General features: G+C 48.0%; 14 protein-coding genes. 7 read left to right on the top strand and 7 right to left on the bottom strand.

Annotated features, from left to right (window positions below):
* Positions 1-108: 108 nt before the first annotated feature.
* The 4 genes from HG547_RS03755 to HG547_RS03740 form a co-directional block, all read right to left on the bottom strand.
* Positions 109-2940: a M16 family metallopeptidase gene (locus tag HG547_RS03755; protein ID WP_169547049.1), complete on the bottom strand. Its 2832-nt coding sequence runs from the start codon at positions 2938-2940 to the stop codon at positions 109-111.
* A 284-nt stretch (positions 2941-3224) separates the two neighbouring features.
* Positions 3225-3818, bottom strand: a complete 594-nt coding sequence (locus tag HG547_RS03750) for a hypothetical protein (RefSeq protein ID WP_047536355.1) — start codon at positions 3816-3818, stop codon at positions 3225-3227.
* A 220-nt stretch (positions 3819-4038) separates the two neighbouring features.
* Positions 4039-4746 carry a single-stranded DNA-binding protein gene (ssb, locus tag HG547_RS03745; protein ID WP_099457435.1) on the bottom strand — a complete coding sequence of 236 codons (708 nt, stop codon included), beginning with the start codon at positions 4744-4746 and terminating at the stop codon, positions 4039-4041.
* A 108-nt stretch (positions 4747-4854) separates the two neighbouring features.
* Positions 4855-6222 (bottom strand): MFS transporter, encoded by a 1368-nt coding sequence (locus tag HG547_RS03740; RefSeq protein WP_037422579.1) that lies wholly within the window; start codon positions 6220-6222, stop codon positions 4855-4857.
* A 408-nt stretch (positions 6223-6630) separates the two neighbouring features.
* Between HG547_RS03740 and uvrA the strand changes: the two genes are divergently transcribed.
* The 5 genes from uvrA to HG547_RS03715 all read left to right on the top strand — a co-directional run bounded on the left by uvrA (position 6631) and on the right by HG547_RS03715 (position 13626).
* Entirely contained in the window at positions 6631-9483 is a 2853-nt protein-coding gene (gene uvrA / locus HG547_RS03735) for an excinuclease ABC subunit UvrA (RefSeq protein ID WP_047536350.1), read from the top strand.
* A gap of 73 nt (positions 9484-9556) precedes the next feature.
* On the top strand, positions 9557-9895 hold the full coding sequence (locus HG547_RS03730; RefSeq protein ID WP_211164541.1) for a hypothetical protein: 339 nt from the start codon (positions 9557-9559) through the stop codon (positions 9893-9895).
* A gap of 84 nt (positions 9896-9979) precedes the next feature.
* Positions 9980-11005 carry a M28 family peptidase gene (locus HG547_RS03725; RefSeq protein WP_169547048.1) on the top strand — a complete coding sequence of 342 codons (1026 nt, stop codon included), beginning with the start codon at positions 9980-9982 and terminating at the stop codon, positions 11003-11005.
* A gap of 191 nt (positions 11006-11196) precedes the next feature.
* A complete protein-coding gene (locus HG547_RS03720) occupies positions 11197-13068 on the top strand; it encodes a DEAD/DEAH box helicase (protein ID WP_169547047.1) in 1872 nt (623 codons plus the stop codon).
* A 183-nt stretch (positions 13069-13251) separates the two neighbouring features.
* On the top strand, positions 13252-13626 hold the full coding sequence (locus HG547_RS03715; RefSeq protein ID WP_169547046.1) for a hypothetical protein: 375 nt from the start codon (positions 13252-13254) through the stop codon (positions 13624-13626).
* Positions 13627-13669: 43 nt separating this feature from the next.
* On the opposite strand, the gene HG547_RS03710 is transcribed toward HG547_RS03715, so the two are convergent.
* A complete protein-coding gene (locus tag HG547_RS03710; RefSeq protein ID WP_169547045.1) occupies positions 13670-14293 on the bottom strand; it encodes an HAD family hydrolase in 624 nt (207 codons plus the stop codon).
* Positions 14294-14316: 23 nt separating this feature from the next.
* A complete protein-coding gene (locus HG547_RS03705) occupies positions 14317-15291 on the bottom strand; it encodes a DMT family transporter (RefSeq protein ID WP_069454236.1) in 975 nt (324 codons plus the stop codon).
* 319 nt (positions 15292-15610) lie between these two features.
* On the opposite strand from HG547_RS03705, the gene HG547_RS03700 reads away from it, so the two are divergent.
* Entirely contained in the window at positions 15611-16426 is an 816-nt protein-coding gene (locus HG547_RS03700; protein WP_169547044.1) for a hydratase, read from the top strand.
* 159 nt (positions 16427-16585) lie between these two features.
* Complete coding sequence (locus tag HG547_RS03695; RefSeq protein ID WP_169547043.1) at positions 16586-17701, top strand: energy transducer TonB; 1116 nt, start codon at positions 16586-16588, stop codon at positions 17699-17701.
* 4 nt (positions 17702-17705) lie between these two features.
* Here the strand turns inward: HG547_RS03695 and HG547_RS03690 are convergent, their stop codons facing one another.
* Positions 17706-18065: a cysteine-rich CWC family protein gene (locus tag HG547_RS03690; protein ID WP_169547042.1), complete on the bottom strand. Its 360-nt coding sequence runs from the start codon at positions 18063-18065 to the stop codon at positions 17706-17708.
* Positions 18066-18671 lie beyond the last annotated feature (606 nt).

Raw genomic sequence — 18671 nt, 5'->3', positions numbered from 1 at the left:
TATTTCCAATTGCGACCGACAAATATTTCAATCACCAATAAAAACCAAACCTCCTGTGACACGAGTATCACAGGAGGTAGGTCTTCAGATAAATTGCGGTTTAATGGCTCACGGAGCCGTGACGGGTGCAGGTAAGGTTTCGATAGTTAACCGCTTATCATCCTTGAGGTATTTCTGCGCCAATTGGCTTAACTCGGCTGGCGTGATCTGCTGTACCAACGCCAAGCGTTGGTTAAAGGTCGCAAAACGCTCCGGTTGGCTTTGGGCGGTTGAGGCCAAATCTAACCAGAAGTTATTACTTTGCGGCGCTATCTGCATCCACTCCAGCACTGGCTGGCGGGCGCGATTGAGCAAATCCTCACTGATCCCCGAAGGCATTTTAACCTGCTTAACTGCGGCGGCGTAATACTTAGCCACCTCAGGCAACATGGTAGTGGTGGTCACACTAAATAGGCCGAGATAACCATATCCCGTTGGATTTAAATCATTATATGAGAATGCAGAAGGCGAATAACTTGCCCCCGCTTTCTCACGCACATTCTCGGTAAGTAAGATGCTTAGTACCTGCTCGAGCAAACCTAAACCCACCAGCTCACGGGGATTGCTCATATCCGCTGTCGGCCACACCTGCGCGAGCGCCGCCATATCGACTTGACCATAATGCGTCAGGCTCATTTGTGCTGGCACGTTGGGAAACACAGGCACGATAGTCTGCCCCTTAGGGATCGGCTGACGGGAAATCGCTCCTAAGGTTTGTGCAACCTCAGCAATGGCTTGGTTTTCATCAAAATCACCCACGATGGCCAGCTCAATCGCCCCTTGCTGCACCGCAGAATGGAAGCTGGGTGCGAGTTCAGTAAACTGACGCTTGAGGATTTCATCAGGGTTGCCGTAGCCATAACGTTTGTCGCCATTATGGGCAATTCGCGCAAATTGATTCGAAAACTCCAGTTGTGGATTGCTATGAATGCTCTGCTGCTCGGCAATCACTTGCTCACGGAATAACTGCTCGGCTTGCTTATCCATCCCCGGGTCGACTAGATAAGCCGTTAGTACACCTAATTGGGTGCGAAGCTCGGCAGCATTGGTGCTGATCTCGCCACCAAAACTCTGCTCACGTAAACTCAAACTGACCGAGATATCTTGGCCTGCAAAAATCTCCTGCAAGCTGTCTAAATCGTGAAGTCCCAAACCGCCCTGCACAAAGGCGCTATTAAACAGGTAAGACAAACCATCTAGCTCGGGGAATGGCACCTCACCAAAGCCGATATTGAGACTCACCAACGTCAGCCCCTGATTAAAGGATGTAGGTTTTAAATTGAGACGCACACCGTTAGCAAACTCTAGCTTTCGTATGCCAGTTGTGGCATCGCGCTGATCGGCCACAATCTGTCCAGCCTCACCAAATTGACTATAGCCAAACTCGGCAATACTCTTGGTTTCGGGCGCTTTTACGGCTTGCTTTTGGCTCGCGTTGTAGGCGGCTAAGAGTTGCTTTTCAATACTTTCAATGGGTTTGTTATTGGTTAGATACAGATAAGGCGTCCCTTCCCAAGTCTGTTTAAACAACTGATGCAGTTTTTGCGGCGTGATACTCGGCATCAACTTTTCAAACAGAGCCAATTGCCACTCTGGCTCCACAGGCACGCGCCTGCTCGCTACCGCACTCACTAAGCTGTCGGCAATGTTCACACTGTGGATAGTGTTACTGCCTGCGGCACTGAGCTGATAGCCCTTGTGAATTCGTTTAAGTTGCTGATCGATCTCTTGTTGGCTAAAGCCAAATTCCAGCGCCTGACGTAGTGTTTGTTCCAACAACGCAAGCCCTTGCTGCCAGTTGTTTTCCTGCGTTCCCAGCGTCATTTGCGTGCCGTAGGCAATATTGTATTGCGGGCCGATTTGTAAGCTCACGCCATACAAACCTTGGCTATGGAGCAACTGTGACTCTAAACGACGATACAAAATACCGTGGGCAATATCTAATAACATCTCCTGCTCACGCAGTGCAGGCGTATCTGGTAGCGGTGTTTGAGGTGTTAACATGCCTAACGAAACCGAGGTTTGCAGGCTTGGATCAAAAAATGCCGCCGCCTCAACAGCGGTTTTAGCCTGTACCACACCGATGGATTGTGCCTTCACCCCAGCAGCCTGTGGCGCAGCTTTCCAGTCGATAAATTGCTGCTTGATCTTTTGCTCGATACGACCGACATCGATATCACCCACCACGATTAAGGTGGTGCGAGATGGCGTATAAAAACGCTGATAAAGGGACAATAACGTTTCACGATTTGCATTTTGAATGCTCGTCGCCTCACCTACAGGAAAGCGCTGCGACAGCAAGGTTTGCGGCATTAAAAAGGCTAACTGGTGGCGATAGTTTTCTAAATCGGCACTACTGCGTTCACGCAGTTCAGATAAGACCACCGCCTTTTCGCGCTCGATAAGCGCGGGGTCAAGCAACAGATTACTGGCGATTTCACGCATTAAAAACAAAGCGGTATCGACTTTATCTTGGCTATTGCTCGGTAAATTAAACTGATAAACCGTTTGCTGAAATTCAGTCACCGCATTGGTATCAGCACCAAAACTTAAACCTATGCGTTGTAAGGTAGGGATCATCTCCCCCGCCGCGAGTCCCGTAGATCCATTAAACGCCATATGCTCTAAAAAATGCACCAGCCCCTGCTCGGCATCCGTTTCCATCACCGAGCCTACATCCACCCGCATACGGACAATCACGGCTTGCTCTGGGGTTTTGTTGTTCACTAACAGGTAGTGCATCCCATTAGCAAGCGTGCCACTGTGCACTCGTTCGCTTAAGGGCAGGTTGGCCGACTCAGGCCACAGAGGCGCTTCAACCGCACTTAATGGTAAAGCCATGCTGATAAGGAACAGCCATAGCCATAGGCGTTTAAACTGGATTTTCTTGAAATTGCTCATAAAAATTCACTTTCTCTCCAACATTCGATTCATTAACCGGAGAAAATGCTTACCTCAATACTGATAAATTGACTTTTCACTATAACCACAAAAACGCTTTAAGTCACAAAATCAATACCTTACAGCGTACTTAAAATATCAAAAAACATGCATTAATAGAGAAAACGACATTAGAAATTGAAAGTATATGAGGGAAAGCTCGTTGTTAACTTTATAAAAAGATATTCCTCTATCGCATATTCTTAATTCAGAACAGGCTTAATTAAAGCCTGTTCTATTCTAAATTAAGCTAGTCTGATTAACACAGTTAATGCATAGATAACCATAGCCCAATAAAAACCAAAAAGAACAATCCAAACCCAATTCAACCAAGTTAAACTTGAATTATCCTCGTAGTCTAAAGGTTCAAGCGCAAAGTTAATTGCTTTTTGAGCTTCATACAATGGATACAAAACGGCTAAAGGTATAACAATAGAAATTAAAATCAAAGATGTCGGTAAAGTCTCAATTTGATTGAGAACACTAGAGACTACGACAAGTAAAACGTAAACTGTCGCCAAAGCAGAATGATTCCAACGATAACTTCTATTATCTTCTTTAATATATTCATTAACATAAACAAACAAAGAGTGTGTAAAAAATACCGTAAAAATGCATCGAGCAATTGGCCATGCATCTAAATCATAATACTCTTTTAATGCCTGCCATTGCTTATAAAACCAGTATATTTGATATAGACCAAAGGTAGCAAAAAACATAATAACAAATTTAGCAAGTGAAACATGAAACAGTGGTACTCTATGAATATTGCTATCTACTGTTATTTGTTTTTCATCGCTCTTTAATGGATTATTTTCCTGACTTATTACATCTTCCATGGAAGAATTCCTTTCTTTTAGTAGTCGTCATAACGTTAATTTATTTTCAAAAGTTCAAGCCCTTTAGCGGACTCAAAACAATCTACCCTAAACCGCAACAACTGTTAACAATTAAGCAAATAAAATTATTCAAAGGAAAGATAAGCCACATATAAAAAAAAGCCCTGCAAAATATTGCAGGGCTTTTAAAAACTATGTTTCCACTGTAAAAGTTGGAAAATTAGAACGGGATATCGTCGTCCCAACCATCATCCAAATCTGGAGTGAAGTTTTGTTGTGGCTGTGGCGCTGGACGCTGCGCAGGTGCAGCTGGCGCTTGATACGCTGGAGCTGCCGGTTTAGGCGCATAACCGCCCTGCTGTGGCTGAGCGTGAGGCTGCGCCTGTTGCTGACCATAGCTTTGCTGAGCTGGCTGCTGATTGTAGCCAGATTGAGGTTGTGGCACTGGTGCTTGGTAAGCTGGAGCCGCTTGCGGTGCTGGCGCGTATTGATTTTGCGCAGGAGCAGCTTGTTGTGGGGCTGATTGGTAACCGCCGTTTTGTGGCATACCACCCATTGGGGCACCTTGGCCTTGACCTTGGTTACGGCCGCCTAACATTTGCATGCTACCGCTTTGGTCGATAACCACTTCAGTGCTGTAACGATCTTGACCGCTTTGGTCTTTCCACTTACGCGTTTGCAATTTACCTTCGAGGTAAACCTGTGAACCTTTACGCAGGTACTCACCCGTAATTTCAGCCAACTTGCCAAACAGAACCACACGGTGCCATTCAGTACGTTCTTGCTGTTGACCTTGTTGGTCTTTCCACGATTCGCTGGTCGCAACGGTGATGTTTGCGACTGCGTTACCGTTTGGCATATAACGCACTTCTGGATCTTGTCCCAAATTGCCAACCAAAATTACCTTGTTAACACCACGACTGGCCATTGAAATCTCCTGCGATTCTTTAAATAATCTGTTAATTCAGTATGTTGTTTATAATTGTTGCCGCAAGGGAAAATCCGCATCCCTAAGTATTCGCGGCAATAACACATATTATTGAGCAGAGCCTAACACAGCTCGGGCTTCTCTTAAATCGAAATGCTCGTCAACTTTGAGATAAGCGACTTTCTCGTCTAGCACCACAATCGCTTCAACCACACCCATCAATTGTGACAGTTGCGCCGCCATATCACGGGCTTGGGTTTTGTCTTTAACGGCAGCCTCTAAGGTGTAACTCTTAAGCAGTACAGGATTTTCCATCCCTAAGGTGAGCAATAACCAAATGCCCATTAACACCAACGCGACAATAAACACGCCCACTGCACCGACTAATTGGTACGCACCGCCACCGAGCATACCGCCACAAAAGGCCCCGAAGAATTGGCTGGTCGAATAAACACCCATCGCCGAGCCTTTTTCACCCACGGGGCAGAATTTCGCAATCAAACTCGGCAGCGACGCCTCAAGGTAGTTAAAGCCAGTAAAAAACAGCAGCACGGCCACGCTCAATACCCAGAGGTTGTTCGAAAAAATCGCCATGGCCGCAAGGGCAAACATCATGATCACTAAAGCAATTTGAAACATCGCCTTAGTATTCTTGCGCTTCACCCCGATGATGATTAACGGCACCATCAAGAAGAATGCGCCCACAAACGCAGGGAAATACAGCATCCAATGTTTTTCTTTCACCAGACCCGCATCGACTAAGTCGAGTGGCAAGGCGACAAACACGGCGGTTAACACTAAGTGCAGAATAAAGATCCCCGCATCGAGCCTAAACAGCTGCGGATCGGTCAACATGCGCTTAAGCTTCGCGGGCGCCGCTAAGGTATCGCCCTTAGGTGCGTGGGAAATGGGATTGGGCACCAATAACTGCACAATCAACATGCCTAACACCGCAAGCCCAGCAGTTAAAAAGAATAACCCTGATAAGCCTAAATGCTGCGCCACAATCGGGCCAACCAGTAACGACAGTGCAAACGAGCCACCGATACACATACCAATAATCGCCATGACCTTGGTACGTTGCTCATCCCGTGTTAAGTCAGCCGCAAGCGCCAGCACAGCGGCCGCAATCGCGCCCATTCCTTGTACAGCACGGCCAAACACCACGCCATAGATAGTCTCAGCATTGGCGGCAATTAAACTGCCGATGGCAAACACCACTAAGCCTGCAAGAATGACAGGTTTACGGCCATATTTGTCTGATAAAATCCCCATAGGGATCTGTAAAATGGCCTGAGTTAAGCCATAAGCACCGATGGCAATGCCCACCCAAAGGGGTGAAAAACCTTCTAAATGCCGACCATAAAGTGCAAAGACGGGCATGATCATAAACAAGCCCATCATGCGTAAACCAAATACACTGGCTAAAGAAAACGCGACTCTTGTCTCGGTTCCTGAAAGTCCGTTGTTACCCATGATTTTGCCTTGGATTGAAGTCTTTTAGGGGGCGCATGTTAGCACACCACAAAGCATTTGCTCAAAAGGAAAAACCGTCCTAAGCACTCGTAGTTAACGGGTTGTCCAGCCCCATCGCGACGCCGTTTAAAAGGCACAGTTACGGCCTTAGGTCTTTATTTTAAAGGCTTATCTAAAAGTCGATTCGCTACAAATAGTTAACTTGATACTTACAGAGATAAGCTTAGGCTTGCCCTCATACTTGGATTAATCTTAGTTAATTCGCTAGGTTCATCACGATTATATCGCCCACGGCCAAGCATTGGCTTACCGCCAACCCAGAATAGAGATCACAGAATCGACTAAACTCAGCCGCCGAACTGTGCGATACTTAGGCTCATTTTTTTAAGCATAAGACTTGAGCGATAGATGGATAAGATTGAAATACGCGGCGCACGGACCCACAATCTCAAAAATATCAACCTGACTATCCCAAGGGATAAGTTAATCGTTATCACAGGGTTATCGGGATCAGGCAAATCTTCCCTAGCATTTGATACTTTATATGCCGAAGGCCAACGACGTTACGTTGAGTCTCTTTCTGCCTATGCCCGCCAATTCTTAAGCTTGATGGAAAAGCCAGATGTCGACCATATCGAAGGCTTAAGCCCGGCGATTTCCATCGAACAAAAATCAACCTCCCATAACCCACGTTCGACTGTGGGTACAATCACCGAAATTTACGACTATCTACGTCTGCTGTTTGCCCGCGTGGGTGAACCGCGCTGCCCGACTCATGGCCAACCGCTGGCGGCGCAAACCGTGAGCCAGATGGTCGATAAAGTGTTAGAAATGCCCGAGGATAGCCGCTTAATGCTGCTGGCGCCCGTGGTCAACGGCCGTAAGGGTGAGCACGTTAAATTACTCGAGGGTTTATCCGCTCAAGGTTATATCCGCGCCCGTATCGACGGTGAAGTCTGCGATTTAACCGATCCACCAACCCTCGACTTACACGTTAAGCACACCATCGAAGTGGTGGTCGATCGCTTTAAAGTCCGCAGCGATATCCAGCAGCGCCTCGCCGAATCCTTTGAAACCGCGCTCGAACTCTCGGGTGGGATTGCCGTGGTCGCCAGCATGGATGAAGGCACCACTGAAGAATTAATCTTCTCGGCCAACTTTGCTTGCCCGCACTGTGGTTACTCGATGGCCGAGCTTGAGCCACGGATTTTCTCCTTTAACAACCCAGCCGGTGCTTGCCCAACCTGCGATGGTTTAGGGGTACAACAGTTTTTCGATCCTGACAGAGTGATCACCAACCCTGAGTTATCCCTGGCTGGCGGCGCGATTCGCGGCTGGGATAGACGTAACTTCTATTACTTCCAGATGCTAAGTTCGCTGGCCGACCACTATAAGTTCGATGTCGAAGTTCCCTTCGAACAGTTGTCGGATAAGGTGAGAAAAATCGTTCTCTACGGTTCAGGTAAAGACAGCATCGCCTTCAAATACATCAACGACCGTGGTGATGTGGTGGTGCGCAATCATCCCTTCGAAGGCATCTTAAATAATATGGACCGGCGTTACCGTGAGACCGAAAGTAACGCGGTGCGCGATGAGTTGGCCAAGTTTATCAACACCCAAGCTTGCCAAAGCTGTGGCGGCTCGCGTTTGCGTGAAGAAGCCCGTCACGTGTTTATTGGCGATCTTAACTTGCCGAAACTGACCGTTTGGTCAATTGGTGAAGCCCTAGATTATTTTGACAAACTCGAGTTCAACGGCCAAAAAGCACAAATTGCTGAAAAAATCCTCAAGGAAGTGCGCGACCGTTTAGGTTTCCTCGTCAATGTCGGCCTTAACTATTTAAGCCTATCACGCTCGGCCGAGACCCTCTCGGGCGGTGAAGCGCAGCGTATTCGCTTAGCCAGCCAAATTGGTGCCGGGCTTGTTGGCGTAATGTATGTGCTCGATGAGCCTTCTATCGGCTTGCACCAGCGGGATAACGAGCGTCTGCTGCAAACCCTGATCCACCTGCGGGATTTAGGCAACACAGTGATTGTGGTAGAGCACGATGAAGACGCGATTCGTATGGCGGATCATATTATCGATATCGGCCCAGGCGCTGGCGTCCATGGTGGTGAAGTGATTTGCGACGGTCCGATTGAGAAAATTATCGCCTGCGACGAGTCCGTCACTGGGCAGTACATTTCGGGTAAACGCAATATTCATATCAGCACTCCACGTACGCCGTTCGACCCGAAACAAGTGATTGAGCTCTACGGCGCCCGCGGCAATAACCTGCGTAATGTAGATTTAACCATCCCTGTGGGATTATTCACCTGTGTGACTGGAGTATCGGGCTCAGGTAAATCGACGCTGATTAACGATACCTTCTTTAGAATTGCCCACAAACAACTCAACGGCGCCACCGTCGATGAGCCCGCGCCTTACGATCGGATTGTCGGCATGGAGCAATGCGATAAAGTGGTCGATATCGACCAAAGCCCGATTGGCCGCACTCCGCGCTCAAACCCCGCCACTTATACTGGCATCTTTACCCCAATTCGGGAGATTTTTGCCGGAACGCAGGAATCCCGAACTCGCGGTTATCAGGTCGGGCGCTTCTCCTTTAACGTCAAAGGTGGCCGCTGCGAGGCCTGCCAAGGCGATGGCTTAATTAAAGTCGAAATGCACTTCCTCCCCGATGTGTATGTACCTTGCGATGCCTGTAAAGGTAAACGCTATAACCGCGAAACCTTAGAGGTGCGCTACAAGGGTAAGAACATCCACGAAGTGCTGCAAATGACGGTGGAAGATGCCCGCGAATTTTTCGATGCCGTGCCTGCGATTGCCCGCAAACTGCAAACCCTAATGGATGTGGGTTTGTCTTACGTGCGGTTAGGTCAGAGCGCGACGACGTTATCTGGCGGTGAGGCCCAAAGGGTAAAACTGGCCAAGGAACTCTCTAAACGCGATACGGGTAAGACCTTGTATATATTGGATGAACCAACCACAGGCCTGCACTTTGCCGATATCCAATTGCTGCTGGATGTACTGCATCGACTCAAATCCCACGGCAACACGATTGTGGTGATTGAGCATAATCTGGATGTGATAAAAACCGCAGACTGGATTATCGACTTAGGCCCTGAAGGCGGCGGTGGCGGCGGTACAATCCTCGCCACAGGCACACCAGAAGAAGTAGCCTTGCATCCTACCTCACACACGGCACGCTTCTTAAAGCCGCTGCTGGAGCGGGATGCACAACTAGCAACGCAGTCATAATCAGGTAAGGCTTCAACCTCAACGACGCCTTGGGGGGAATACTCCCAAGGCGCACTCCATCGAGGAGGATATTTTGTTAGAACATCGCCCCAACTTAACCAGCTTAAGTCGCGTTAATCTCATGCTCATTACCTGTTTAGGACTAATGCTATTCGCACTTGCTATCGCGGCTATCGATCCGATTATCGGTCAACCCACTCGTTTACAAGTTACTGTCTTAGATAGCACCGCAGAAAATAGCCTACTGGCATTACCCGATGGCCGAGTCACCACGCTTGCCCAAGGTGGACTCACCAAAAATACTCAGGTCACCCTGTGCTCGCGCACACATTTGGTCTCAGGCTTAGAGCACTTTAATTTAAGCCCGCACCAAGAGGCGGCGCTCTCCCCCGAGATCCAGGTATTAGATTAAATCCACATTAGGGCCCATGCACTCTAGCTAAAGCCCTGTTAGGCTTAGGATTGATCGTTCCTATTGCCAACCTTAAGGATAATCATGGGCAATTTGGCACACGCACTCACTGCAATCATCCGCTCATGGTCTCCATGCACGGGCTTATTGCGCGTTTTTACACTTAGCCTATGTATGGGACTCATAGCCTGCACTAGCCAACCTGCCGAATATACTTGCTCGCCAGAGGCGATTCGATTGAATTGGGCTGCCCCCGCAGATCTTAAGCAAACAGTAGCAACACTCAGCTCAGCAGAATTAATGGGGCGTAAAACCCAAACGGAAGGTGCTGCCAAGGCGCGCGACTATTTAAACCGCCAGTTTCAACAACTAGGCCTTAAGCCTTGGGGAACAACCTTCGAGGTTCCCTTCGAATATTCCACCCTATTTAGCCAAGAGGTGGGAAGCAATCTGGTCGCCTTAGCGCCAGCGCGACAACCTACGGATAAATGGCGTATTGTAGTCGCCCACTATGATCATCTCGGCATGAGTGGCGGCAAGGTTTACCACGGTGCCGATGACAATGCCTCCGGCGTTGCCGCATTACTCGCCATCGCCAACCACTGGCAACGCGCTGCACCCGACTCACTCCCCAACATTAACTTAATGTTTGTCGCGACCGATGCCGAAGAACCTGGACTGTTTGGCAGTACTGCCTTAGTGGAGCAACTCAAGCAGCGAATGCCTGAAGCGCAATTTGAACTGATGCTCAATCTGGATATGATTGGCCACCCAAGTCGCCCTTACGCGATTTACCTTGAGGGCAGCCGCAACTTTTATCAATTTCCTCAATTTAGGCCAATGTTGAATCAATCTAACGGCCTGTGCATCAAACTCAGTCACCCTAAGCCTGTGGGGAGAAGTATCCAGAGCACCAATTGGCTAAGAGCATCGGATCATTATCCCTTTCATCAGGCTAAAATCCCTTGGCTATATTTTGGTGTGCCCACCCATCCGCAATATCATACGCCGGAGGATACCTACGAGACCTTGGACTATGTTTTTCTCGCCGCTGTAGCGGAATCGGCTTTTGAATTAATTAAACTCGATGGCAACTTTTTGAAAAATTAGCCGAAGTGGCGCGTTTCTTGCTCAGTTTTTGCGAAAAAACCTTCCCAAACGGTGGATTTATCCTTATCCGGATTGGTAAAGCGGCTTATATGCTGCTATAATCCGTCGTTCGCGGGAAATCGACACGGGGTTGATTTTCTGTCTGTGAAACTTAAGCGCCAATCCGCGCGCATCCACAAGGCTACAACTCAATGTCATCCGATGAAAGAACTTTCCGTGAACTCGGCCTATCCGAGAATTTGTTGCGTGCTCTTGACGAGCTAGGTTATGAAAAACCAACGCCAATCCAATCAGCCAGTATTGATCCACTTATGGCTGGCAAAGATATTTTAGGTCAAGCGCAAACTGGTACAGGTAAAACTGGCGCCTTCGCGCTGCCGCTGCTGAATAAAGTCACCAGCCAAACCACACCACAAATTTTAGTATTAGCACCAACGCGTGAACTTGCAGTTCAAGTTGCTGAAGCGTTCAGTAGCTATGCCAAATTTATTAAGAATTTCCATGTACTGCCGATCTACGGTGGTCAAAGCATGCAACAACAGTTGAATGCCCTCAAACGTGGTCCACAAGTTATCGTGGGTACGCCTGGTCGTGTAATGGACCATATGCGTCGTGGCACGTTAAAACTCGATTCATTAAAAGCACTCGTGCTCGATGAAGCCGACGAAATGCTAAAAATGGGCTTCATCGATGATATCGAATGGATCCTTGAGCACACGCCAAGCGAGCGCCAATTAGCACTATTCTCGGCCACAATGCCAGAGCAAATTAAACGTGTTGCTAACCAGCATTTACGTAGCCCTGTACATGTGCGTATCGAGTCTAGCCAAACGACAGTTGAATCAATCGAACAACGTTTCGTACAGGTATCACAGCACAATAAATTAGAAGCGTTAGTACGCGTATTAGAAGTTGAAAATACTGAAGGTATCATCATCTTCGTTCGTACTCGTAACTCATGCGTTGAATTAGCTGAAAAACTTGAAGCCCGTGGCTATGCATCATCACCTTTACATGGTGATATGAACCAACAAGCCCGTGAGCGTGCAGTTGAACAACTCAAAAACGGCAAGCTAGACATTCTGATCGCGACTGACGTTGCGGCCCGTGGTCTAGACGTTGAGCGTATTGGCCACGTAGTAAACTACGATATTCCATACGATACAGAAGCTTACGTCCACCGTATCGGTCGTACTGGCCGTGCTGGTCGTAATGGTATGGCAATTCTGTTCGTCACTAGCCGTGAAATGCGTATGCTGCGCACTATCGAGCGGGCGACTAACAGCCGTATTTCGCCAATGAAAGTACCAAGCCCAGAAACCGTTGCAGAACGTCGCCTGTCACGCTTAGGTGAGCAGCTTGCTCAAACCATGAACAACGATCTCGAATTTATGCGTGAAGCCGTTGCTCAGTTATGCCAGCAACTTGAAGTAGATACCGATCTGCTCGCGGCAGCCCTGCTGCACCAAGTTCAACAGGAACGTCCACTGCAATTACCTGCGATTCAAGAACGTGTTCGTGATGAACGCAGTGAGCGCAGCGAACGTGGTTCAGACCGCGGTGCTGACCGTGGCGAACGCCGTAGCCGTGAATCTCGTCCAATGCCAGCAAGCTTAGGCAGCGCTGAAGCGTTAAAAGACAATCCAGACCTGAAAATGTGCCGTTATGTGATCGACGTAGGTCGTGAAAATGGCGTAGGTGTAGGCAATATCGTTGGTGCTATCGCAAACGAAGCCAATATCGACAGCCGTTATATCGGTGCAATCCAACTTTATGATTCAGTGACAACTGTTGACCTGCCAGACGGCATGCCAAAAGATGTACTACAACACCTGAAGAAAGTGCGTGTGTGTGGTAAGCCATTGAATATCCGTGAAGCTGGCGACCAAGTCTTTGTTGACTCTGGCCGTGGTGCCCGTAGCGACCGTCGTCCACGTAGCGACCGCCCAGCCGGTGATCGTAAGCCACGTGCAGCGTCGGGTGACAAGCCGTTTGCAGACCGCAAACCACGTTCAGACAAGCCAGCAGGCGAACGTAAACCACGTAAACCACGCGAAGAGTAATCCGCAAACCTAAACCCTTAGGTCAAGCGCATTAAAACAACGCATTAAAAAGGAGCCTCGGCTCCTTTTTTGTTATCCAATATTTTCCAAATTAACTCATACTTGGCCCAAATTAACTTGCACTTAAGCCAGCATGTCTATTAGTGTCGGCGTAGTCTTTAGCAATGCAATTAGCATATTTCGATGAAAAAAGCTCTTAGCGCTGGCCTTTTATCCGCCTTTGTCGCCCCTGGCAGCGGCCATTTTTACCTAAAACATAAACGCACTGCACTGGTATTTTTTAGCTTAGCGGTCGTGAGCCTTGTGCTGCTACTCATGCAAATCTATCAAGTGGCGCAAGTCATCGCCTTAGATATTCAAAACGGCACCTTACCGCTTGATATCGGCGTGATTTCTGCCGAAATCACCCAACAAACCCAGACCACAATTGCCAATGCCAATGAACTGCTCTATGGCTTTTTACTCTGCTGGTTAGTGGCATTACTCGACAGTATTCGGCTTGGGCTTAAACAAGATAAGCAAGATTCCCTAACCGCAAACACATCGAGTAAGAATTGACATAAAGTGATATAAAACCTTATCAATCTGGCATCGTGTGCACTTAGTCTTTTGGGATTGCCACTGCCCAAGCTTCAATAAAACTCTGATAATTGCCAATGAGTAAATCCGCAGCTTGGGCATAGTCGGGCACCTCTTCTGGGCAATAGAGGGCGCAGCGGCTACCGGCGTTTTGCGCGGTTTGCAGATCAAATAGATAATCCCCCACATACAAGATATCCGCCGGACTCAACTGCCATTGCTCGCAAATCAAGTGGATCCCCTGCGGGTGAGGCTTTGGCTCGGCATCGTAACGGGTCAGCACTAAAGGGATATCAATACCGAGTTTTTCGATGGTGATTTTGGCCGCCTCGGGCATATTGCGGGTCAAAATCGCCAGCGGCAGTTGTCTTGCCTTTAAAAACGCAATCAACGCCTGCGCGCCTTCAATCCAGCTCGCTTGGCGCGAGCTGGCAAGCTCGTAGTCATGGACAATTTCCAGCGCCTGCATCTTGGCCATTGCGGTCTCAAGACTATGTATATGCTCGAGAATATCGGTACCCGATCCAATACCTAATGCCGCTCTTAAGCCTTTAAAGTCAGGGTTTGAATGGGCAAGCGTACCGTCGAGATCGAAGATAACCCCGCGGATCTGTTCTAATTCAATATCGGTCTGGCGTGTGATCACTAGGATACCTATTCAGCTGCCAGTTAAATGGGTTGTAAACGTCTCGCGCGGCGCTGGCGATACAGGGGCAGCAACTGCACCACCATCACAGAGACAATAATCACACCTATGCCAAAGAGCGATAAAGCATCTAACTCATCGGCCTTAAACACGTCAGGCCACCAACCGATACTCACCACTAACGCCGTGGCACTAAAGCTAAATACTGGCGTTAACGCCAACATGGCGCTCACCTGTGCCGTCGGCCAATACTTCATCGATTGCCCAAAACAGCCGTAGGCAATCAAGGTATTGGCGGCGCAAAACAGTGCCACTTGCCAGTCAAAGCTATCCATTTGCGCAAATTGGCTAAAGTCGCTAAAGGGCGCCATCGCAAAAATACCTAAGGCATAGATAACCAAGAGTACGTTGGCGGGAGACAAACGGTTCAACAGTGACTTTTGCAGCAGTGCGTAGGTGGTCCATGACAATGCCGAAAACTGCACTATCATCACCCCAAGCCAGATCTCATGATTATCGGTGGCGGAAAAATCTAAAAAGGGATGGAAAAACATTAACATCCCTAAGGCTAAAGCGGCAAAACAACTGAGCTGCACCGCGTTCAAGCGTTCTTTAAAAAATAACACGCCGCCAAAGGCGAGGAAAAATGGCGAGGTTTGAAAATTAAGTTGCGCCGCGCCCGGGGCTAAATAGTCGAGGGAATAGACGAATGACACATAGTTAAGCATTAAAAACAGTCCGGCGAGGATAAGCCTGAGCCAAACTTTGGCATCGAGCGCCGCAAACTGTTTCAAACTCCCGGCACTCCACTGCACCAAAATACTGACCAAGAGCGCCACCAAAAACCGAAACCAAGTCAACGTCACCGGGTCGATAAAACTCCCCGATAGCTTAAGTGCTATAGGTAAAATCCCCCAAAACAGCACGGCAACAGAAATAAACAATAACCCCAATTGAGCGTGGTTATTTGCCAAGGATCCAGAGTGGCTTTGATTCACGGAAAAGTCCCAGTAGTACAGCAGAAAGGAACGCCATTCTGGCACCGCACCGCGCTAAGGTCTAGCGTAAGCAACGATTAACTTATCCGCCTGTTTGGATAGTTAAGCTGACACTCAATCAATCTTGCTCAGCGATAAATGCTCAGCATTTCAAGATAAGTTTTATCAAGCCTTTGCCGACACAAAAAGGTATATTGAGCGCAATTTCTCTTTTGGCCCAGATTGGATTTACAGAGTCAATTGATACCTTATGTACACATTTATTGCGGCATAAGCCACTCTATATAAGTCTTTAAAAATAAGTTAGTTAGGATAAAAAATGTCACCAATAGACACGAAAGCACAGCTTGAGTCCATTAACGCAGCAGCACAAGAACTCGCGCAGCGCCGCGCCAAAGGTGAAGCGGGCGACCTGTTGCAAGAAGCGTTAAGACCCAAGGATTTCCCCCACGCCTTTGCTATCCAGCAAACCATTGCGCAGCAATTTAGCGCCCAAGGCAACCCGATTGCGGGGTGGAAGTGTCTACTCCCGACGGCGGAAAAAACCGTAGTGGCGCCCATCTATCAACATGATGTGTATCTGCAAACCGCCGAGTGCCCGCTTTACCCTTCAAGTAAAGGGCTAGCCCGTGTCGAACCTGAGCTCGCCTTTGAAATCGGCAACGATTTACCGCCACGTGCCACGCCCTATTCTGAGGCAGAAATCGACGCTGCCCTAGGTAAAACCCGCCTCGCCTTAGAACTTATCAAAAGTCGCTACCAAAACCCAAGCGAAGCTAATCACTTCGATGCCCTCGCCGATGGGTTAGTCAATCAAGGTCTATGGTTAGGGCCAGAACTACTTGCACCAGCCAAGATAGAAACAGGCCATTTCGCCCTGAGTGTTGAAATTGCTCATAACGAGCAGCAACAGAGCGAAACACTGCAAAAAGCAGCTGTTCATCCAAATGGTTTCGCTAAGGCCGGACTCTACTGGTTAGTCAACTTTTTATCCGCCCAAGGGATTGGCTTAACCCGAGGACAATATGTGATCACTGGCTCCTATGCGGGGGTATTAGATTTGCCACTCAATCAAACCTGCCAATTCCACTACGGCGAGCTAGGCCAATTTGATTTGCAGTTTGTGACTAAATAAGTCTCTGCCTAAAGGGTGCCAAGCCCATCGGCAAAGTAAGAAGGTAGGCAAAGGCTTACCTTCTTAGCGTTCCCCTAGCGACCAACTGCCGAAAACAAACTTGTATCAAGAGTGAAACATTTGTACTATCCGAAGAAACTAAACATAAGGATATACAAGATGTTAGACGGAAAAATATTACCCTTAGCCAGTCTATTTGCTTTAGCCTTAAGTACTTCGTTACCTTTAACCGCCTCGGAAAACAGCTTTCCCCAAGCCTACAGTGACTACCAAGCCGCACTCAAACAAGGTGATAACGACCAAATAGAAGCCAGTGCCAAAAGGGCCTTCGAATTGGGCGAAGCTCAATATGCCAAGGACAGTGTCGACTTAGCTAACCTCGCCATGAACTGGGCTGGTGCGATAGAGAAGCAAGTCGCCCCTTACGCATTTGAAGAAAAGAATTTGCCAAAAACAGCTAAGGCGAATGAGTTATATCAACTCGCATTAAGCAATTATAAAAAGCATTACGGCGAGCATGCCGCTGAGCTTATCGACCCACTACTCGGCGCAGCGGAAACCTCTGTCGAAGCCAAAGATGCAAAAAATGATTTGCTTGATGCAATCACAATTGCTGAAAAATCCGATAAAAAGAAACTGATCGCCGATGTAAAAATGGCCGCTTTTAACCGCTTATCCAATACTGAGCTATATACAAGAAGCGTAAGAAGCTATGCCTTTGACGCATATGGTATTTACAAAGAAATCCTGCCCGAAAATGCCCTCGACAGAGTCAAAGCCACCTATGTCGTCGGTGCCGTTGAATATGCCGAAAAGCATGATGACAAGGCGATTCCGTTGCTTTTAGAAGTGGTTAAGCAGTTTGACGCCCTTAACTTTAGCCATCCCTATGCCTTAAGCGCCCACGCTTATTTAGTCGAACTGTATGAGCGCCAAGGAAAGCGTGACGAGTCCACCGCCCACTGTATCGCCATCGGCAAAATGCGCCCTTGGGCCGACACACAGGAACAGCAACCGCTATTTCGCACGGTGCCCAAATACCCTAAGTCCTACCTCATGCAACGTAAAAGCGGCTATGTGACCCTTAACTTCACAGTTGATGAGATGGGATTTGTGAAAAATCCTGAAGTGCTCGAATCCAAAGGCGGTGTACTATTTGAAAAATCCACACTGAAAATGATCGAAGAATGGCGCTATGCGCCTAAGTTTGAACATGGCAAGCCCGTGCCAGCACAAACGACTGTGCGTATAGACTATTTCACCGATAAGTCTTAATCGGTTACTTCACCTCATATCCCAGCCCATCGTCTAATCCCGATGGACTGTTTTTATTTTCTGAAGTAACTGAAACAGCTAGCTCTCGCTTTATTCGGCTTAAACAAGTCTCACAAATACAAGCCGTTGCAGGCTGCGATAATAGTTGCGCTAACTTATCAGCACTCAGCCCTACTGTAGCGTCTGTTGATAAGCCTGCCGCCAAATCGCCAGATAGCAATTGAGTCAGATTAGGAAACCTCTGCTTAGCACACCAACAGTCACTAATATCAGCGCCAAGAGTCATTGCACACTGATTCGCCCCTTGGCATAAAGGGCACAGCTGCGTGGTATCGAACTGAACGTCTTGTAAGTGCTTAGGCACGGTAATCCTTATGGCATCGGAGTGATAACGCAGAAATAATAATGGTTTTTTGCAACTCAGGCTGAGTTGATTTACACCAAAGTTAGACTTTAAAGCTTTTCAAACTACGTTTGAATGCTTTAGTTTACAAGTCGTGGGGCTTTACCCCTCAGGATAATATCGATGCTGTTTAGCACAATGCAATATTGATTGCGGCCTTACTGCCGAGGTGAATCAAGGTCGTGGGGCTTCACCCCACACCCGATAATAATGCTGGTTTGTTTAGCGTTTGAATTGGCAAGGTTATCGCTGTAAGTATGTGAATCATTGCGGCCTTCGGCCGAGATAAGTCAAAGTCGTGGGTCTTCAACCCACACCCGACCAAGGAGGACTGCTCGTCCTATCCTCCTTGCCTATTGTTTTCACATCAGCCAAGACGCCCCTAACGGAGTTGAAAGCCCCTTGGGCATTAAGCGTCCTTATGCTATCGCGTCAGACGCTCGTCCCTGATTCGACTGACGCTATCTCGGCATATATGGACCCATCCGGTTTGCAAGACATTCGATAACGATTTTGAGAAGAGTTCATTGCACCCATATATCCGGCCTGTTATTGAGGGATCCCTCT

Origin of the sequence: Shewanella sp. DNRA4 (assembly GCF_012843185.1) — a bacterium.
Lineage (GTDB): Bacteria > Pseudomonadota > Gammaproteobacteria > Enterobacterales > Shewanellaceae > Shewanella > Shewanella xiamenensis.
This window is presented reverse-complemented; position numbering and strand designations above follow the sequence as displayed.

Bases quoted from the DNA above. Each gene is read 5' to 3' on its own strand.
- HG547_RS03755 (WP_169547049.1), bottom strand. From the start codon at position 2,940: ATGAGCAATTTCAAGAAAATCCAGTTTAAACGCCTATGGCTATGGCTG.
- HG547_RS03750 (WP_047536355.1), bottom strand. From the start codon at position 3,818: ATGGAAGATGTAATAAGTCAGGAAAATAATCCATTAAAGAGCGATGAA.
- ssb (WP_099457435.1), bottom strand. From the start codon at position 4,746: ATGGCCAGTCGTGGTGTTAACAAGGTAATTTTGGTTGGCAATTTGGGA.
- HG547_RS03740 (WP_037422579.1), bottom strand. From the start codon at position 6,222: ATGGGTAACAACGGACTTTCAGGAACCGAGACAAGAGTCGCGTTTTCT.
- uvrA (WP_047536350.1), top strand. From the start codon at position 6,631: ATGGATAAGATTGAAATACGCGGCGCACGGACCCACAATCTCAAAAAT.
- HG547_RS03725 (WP_169547048.1), top strand. From the start codon at position 9,980: ATGGGCAATTTGGCACACGCACTCACTGCAATCATCCGCTCATGGTCT.
- HG547_RS03720 (WP_169547047.1), top strand. From the start codon at position 11,197: ATGTCATCCGATGAAAGAACTTTCCGTGAACTCGGCCTATCCGAGAAT.
- HG547_RS03715 (WP_169547046.1), top strand. From the start codon at position 13,252: ATGAAAAAAGCTCTTAGCGCTGGCCTTTTATCCGCCTTTGTCGCCCCT.
- HG547_RS03700 (WP_169547044.1), top strand. From the start codon at position 15,611: ATGTCACCAATAGACACGAAAGCACAGCTTGAGTCCATTAACGCAGCA.
- HG547_RS03695 (WP_169547043.1), top strand. From the start codon at position 16,586: ATGTTAGACGGAAAAATATTACCCTTAGCCAGTCTATTTGCTTTAGCC.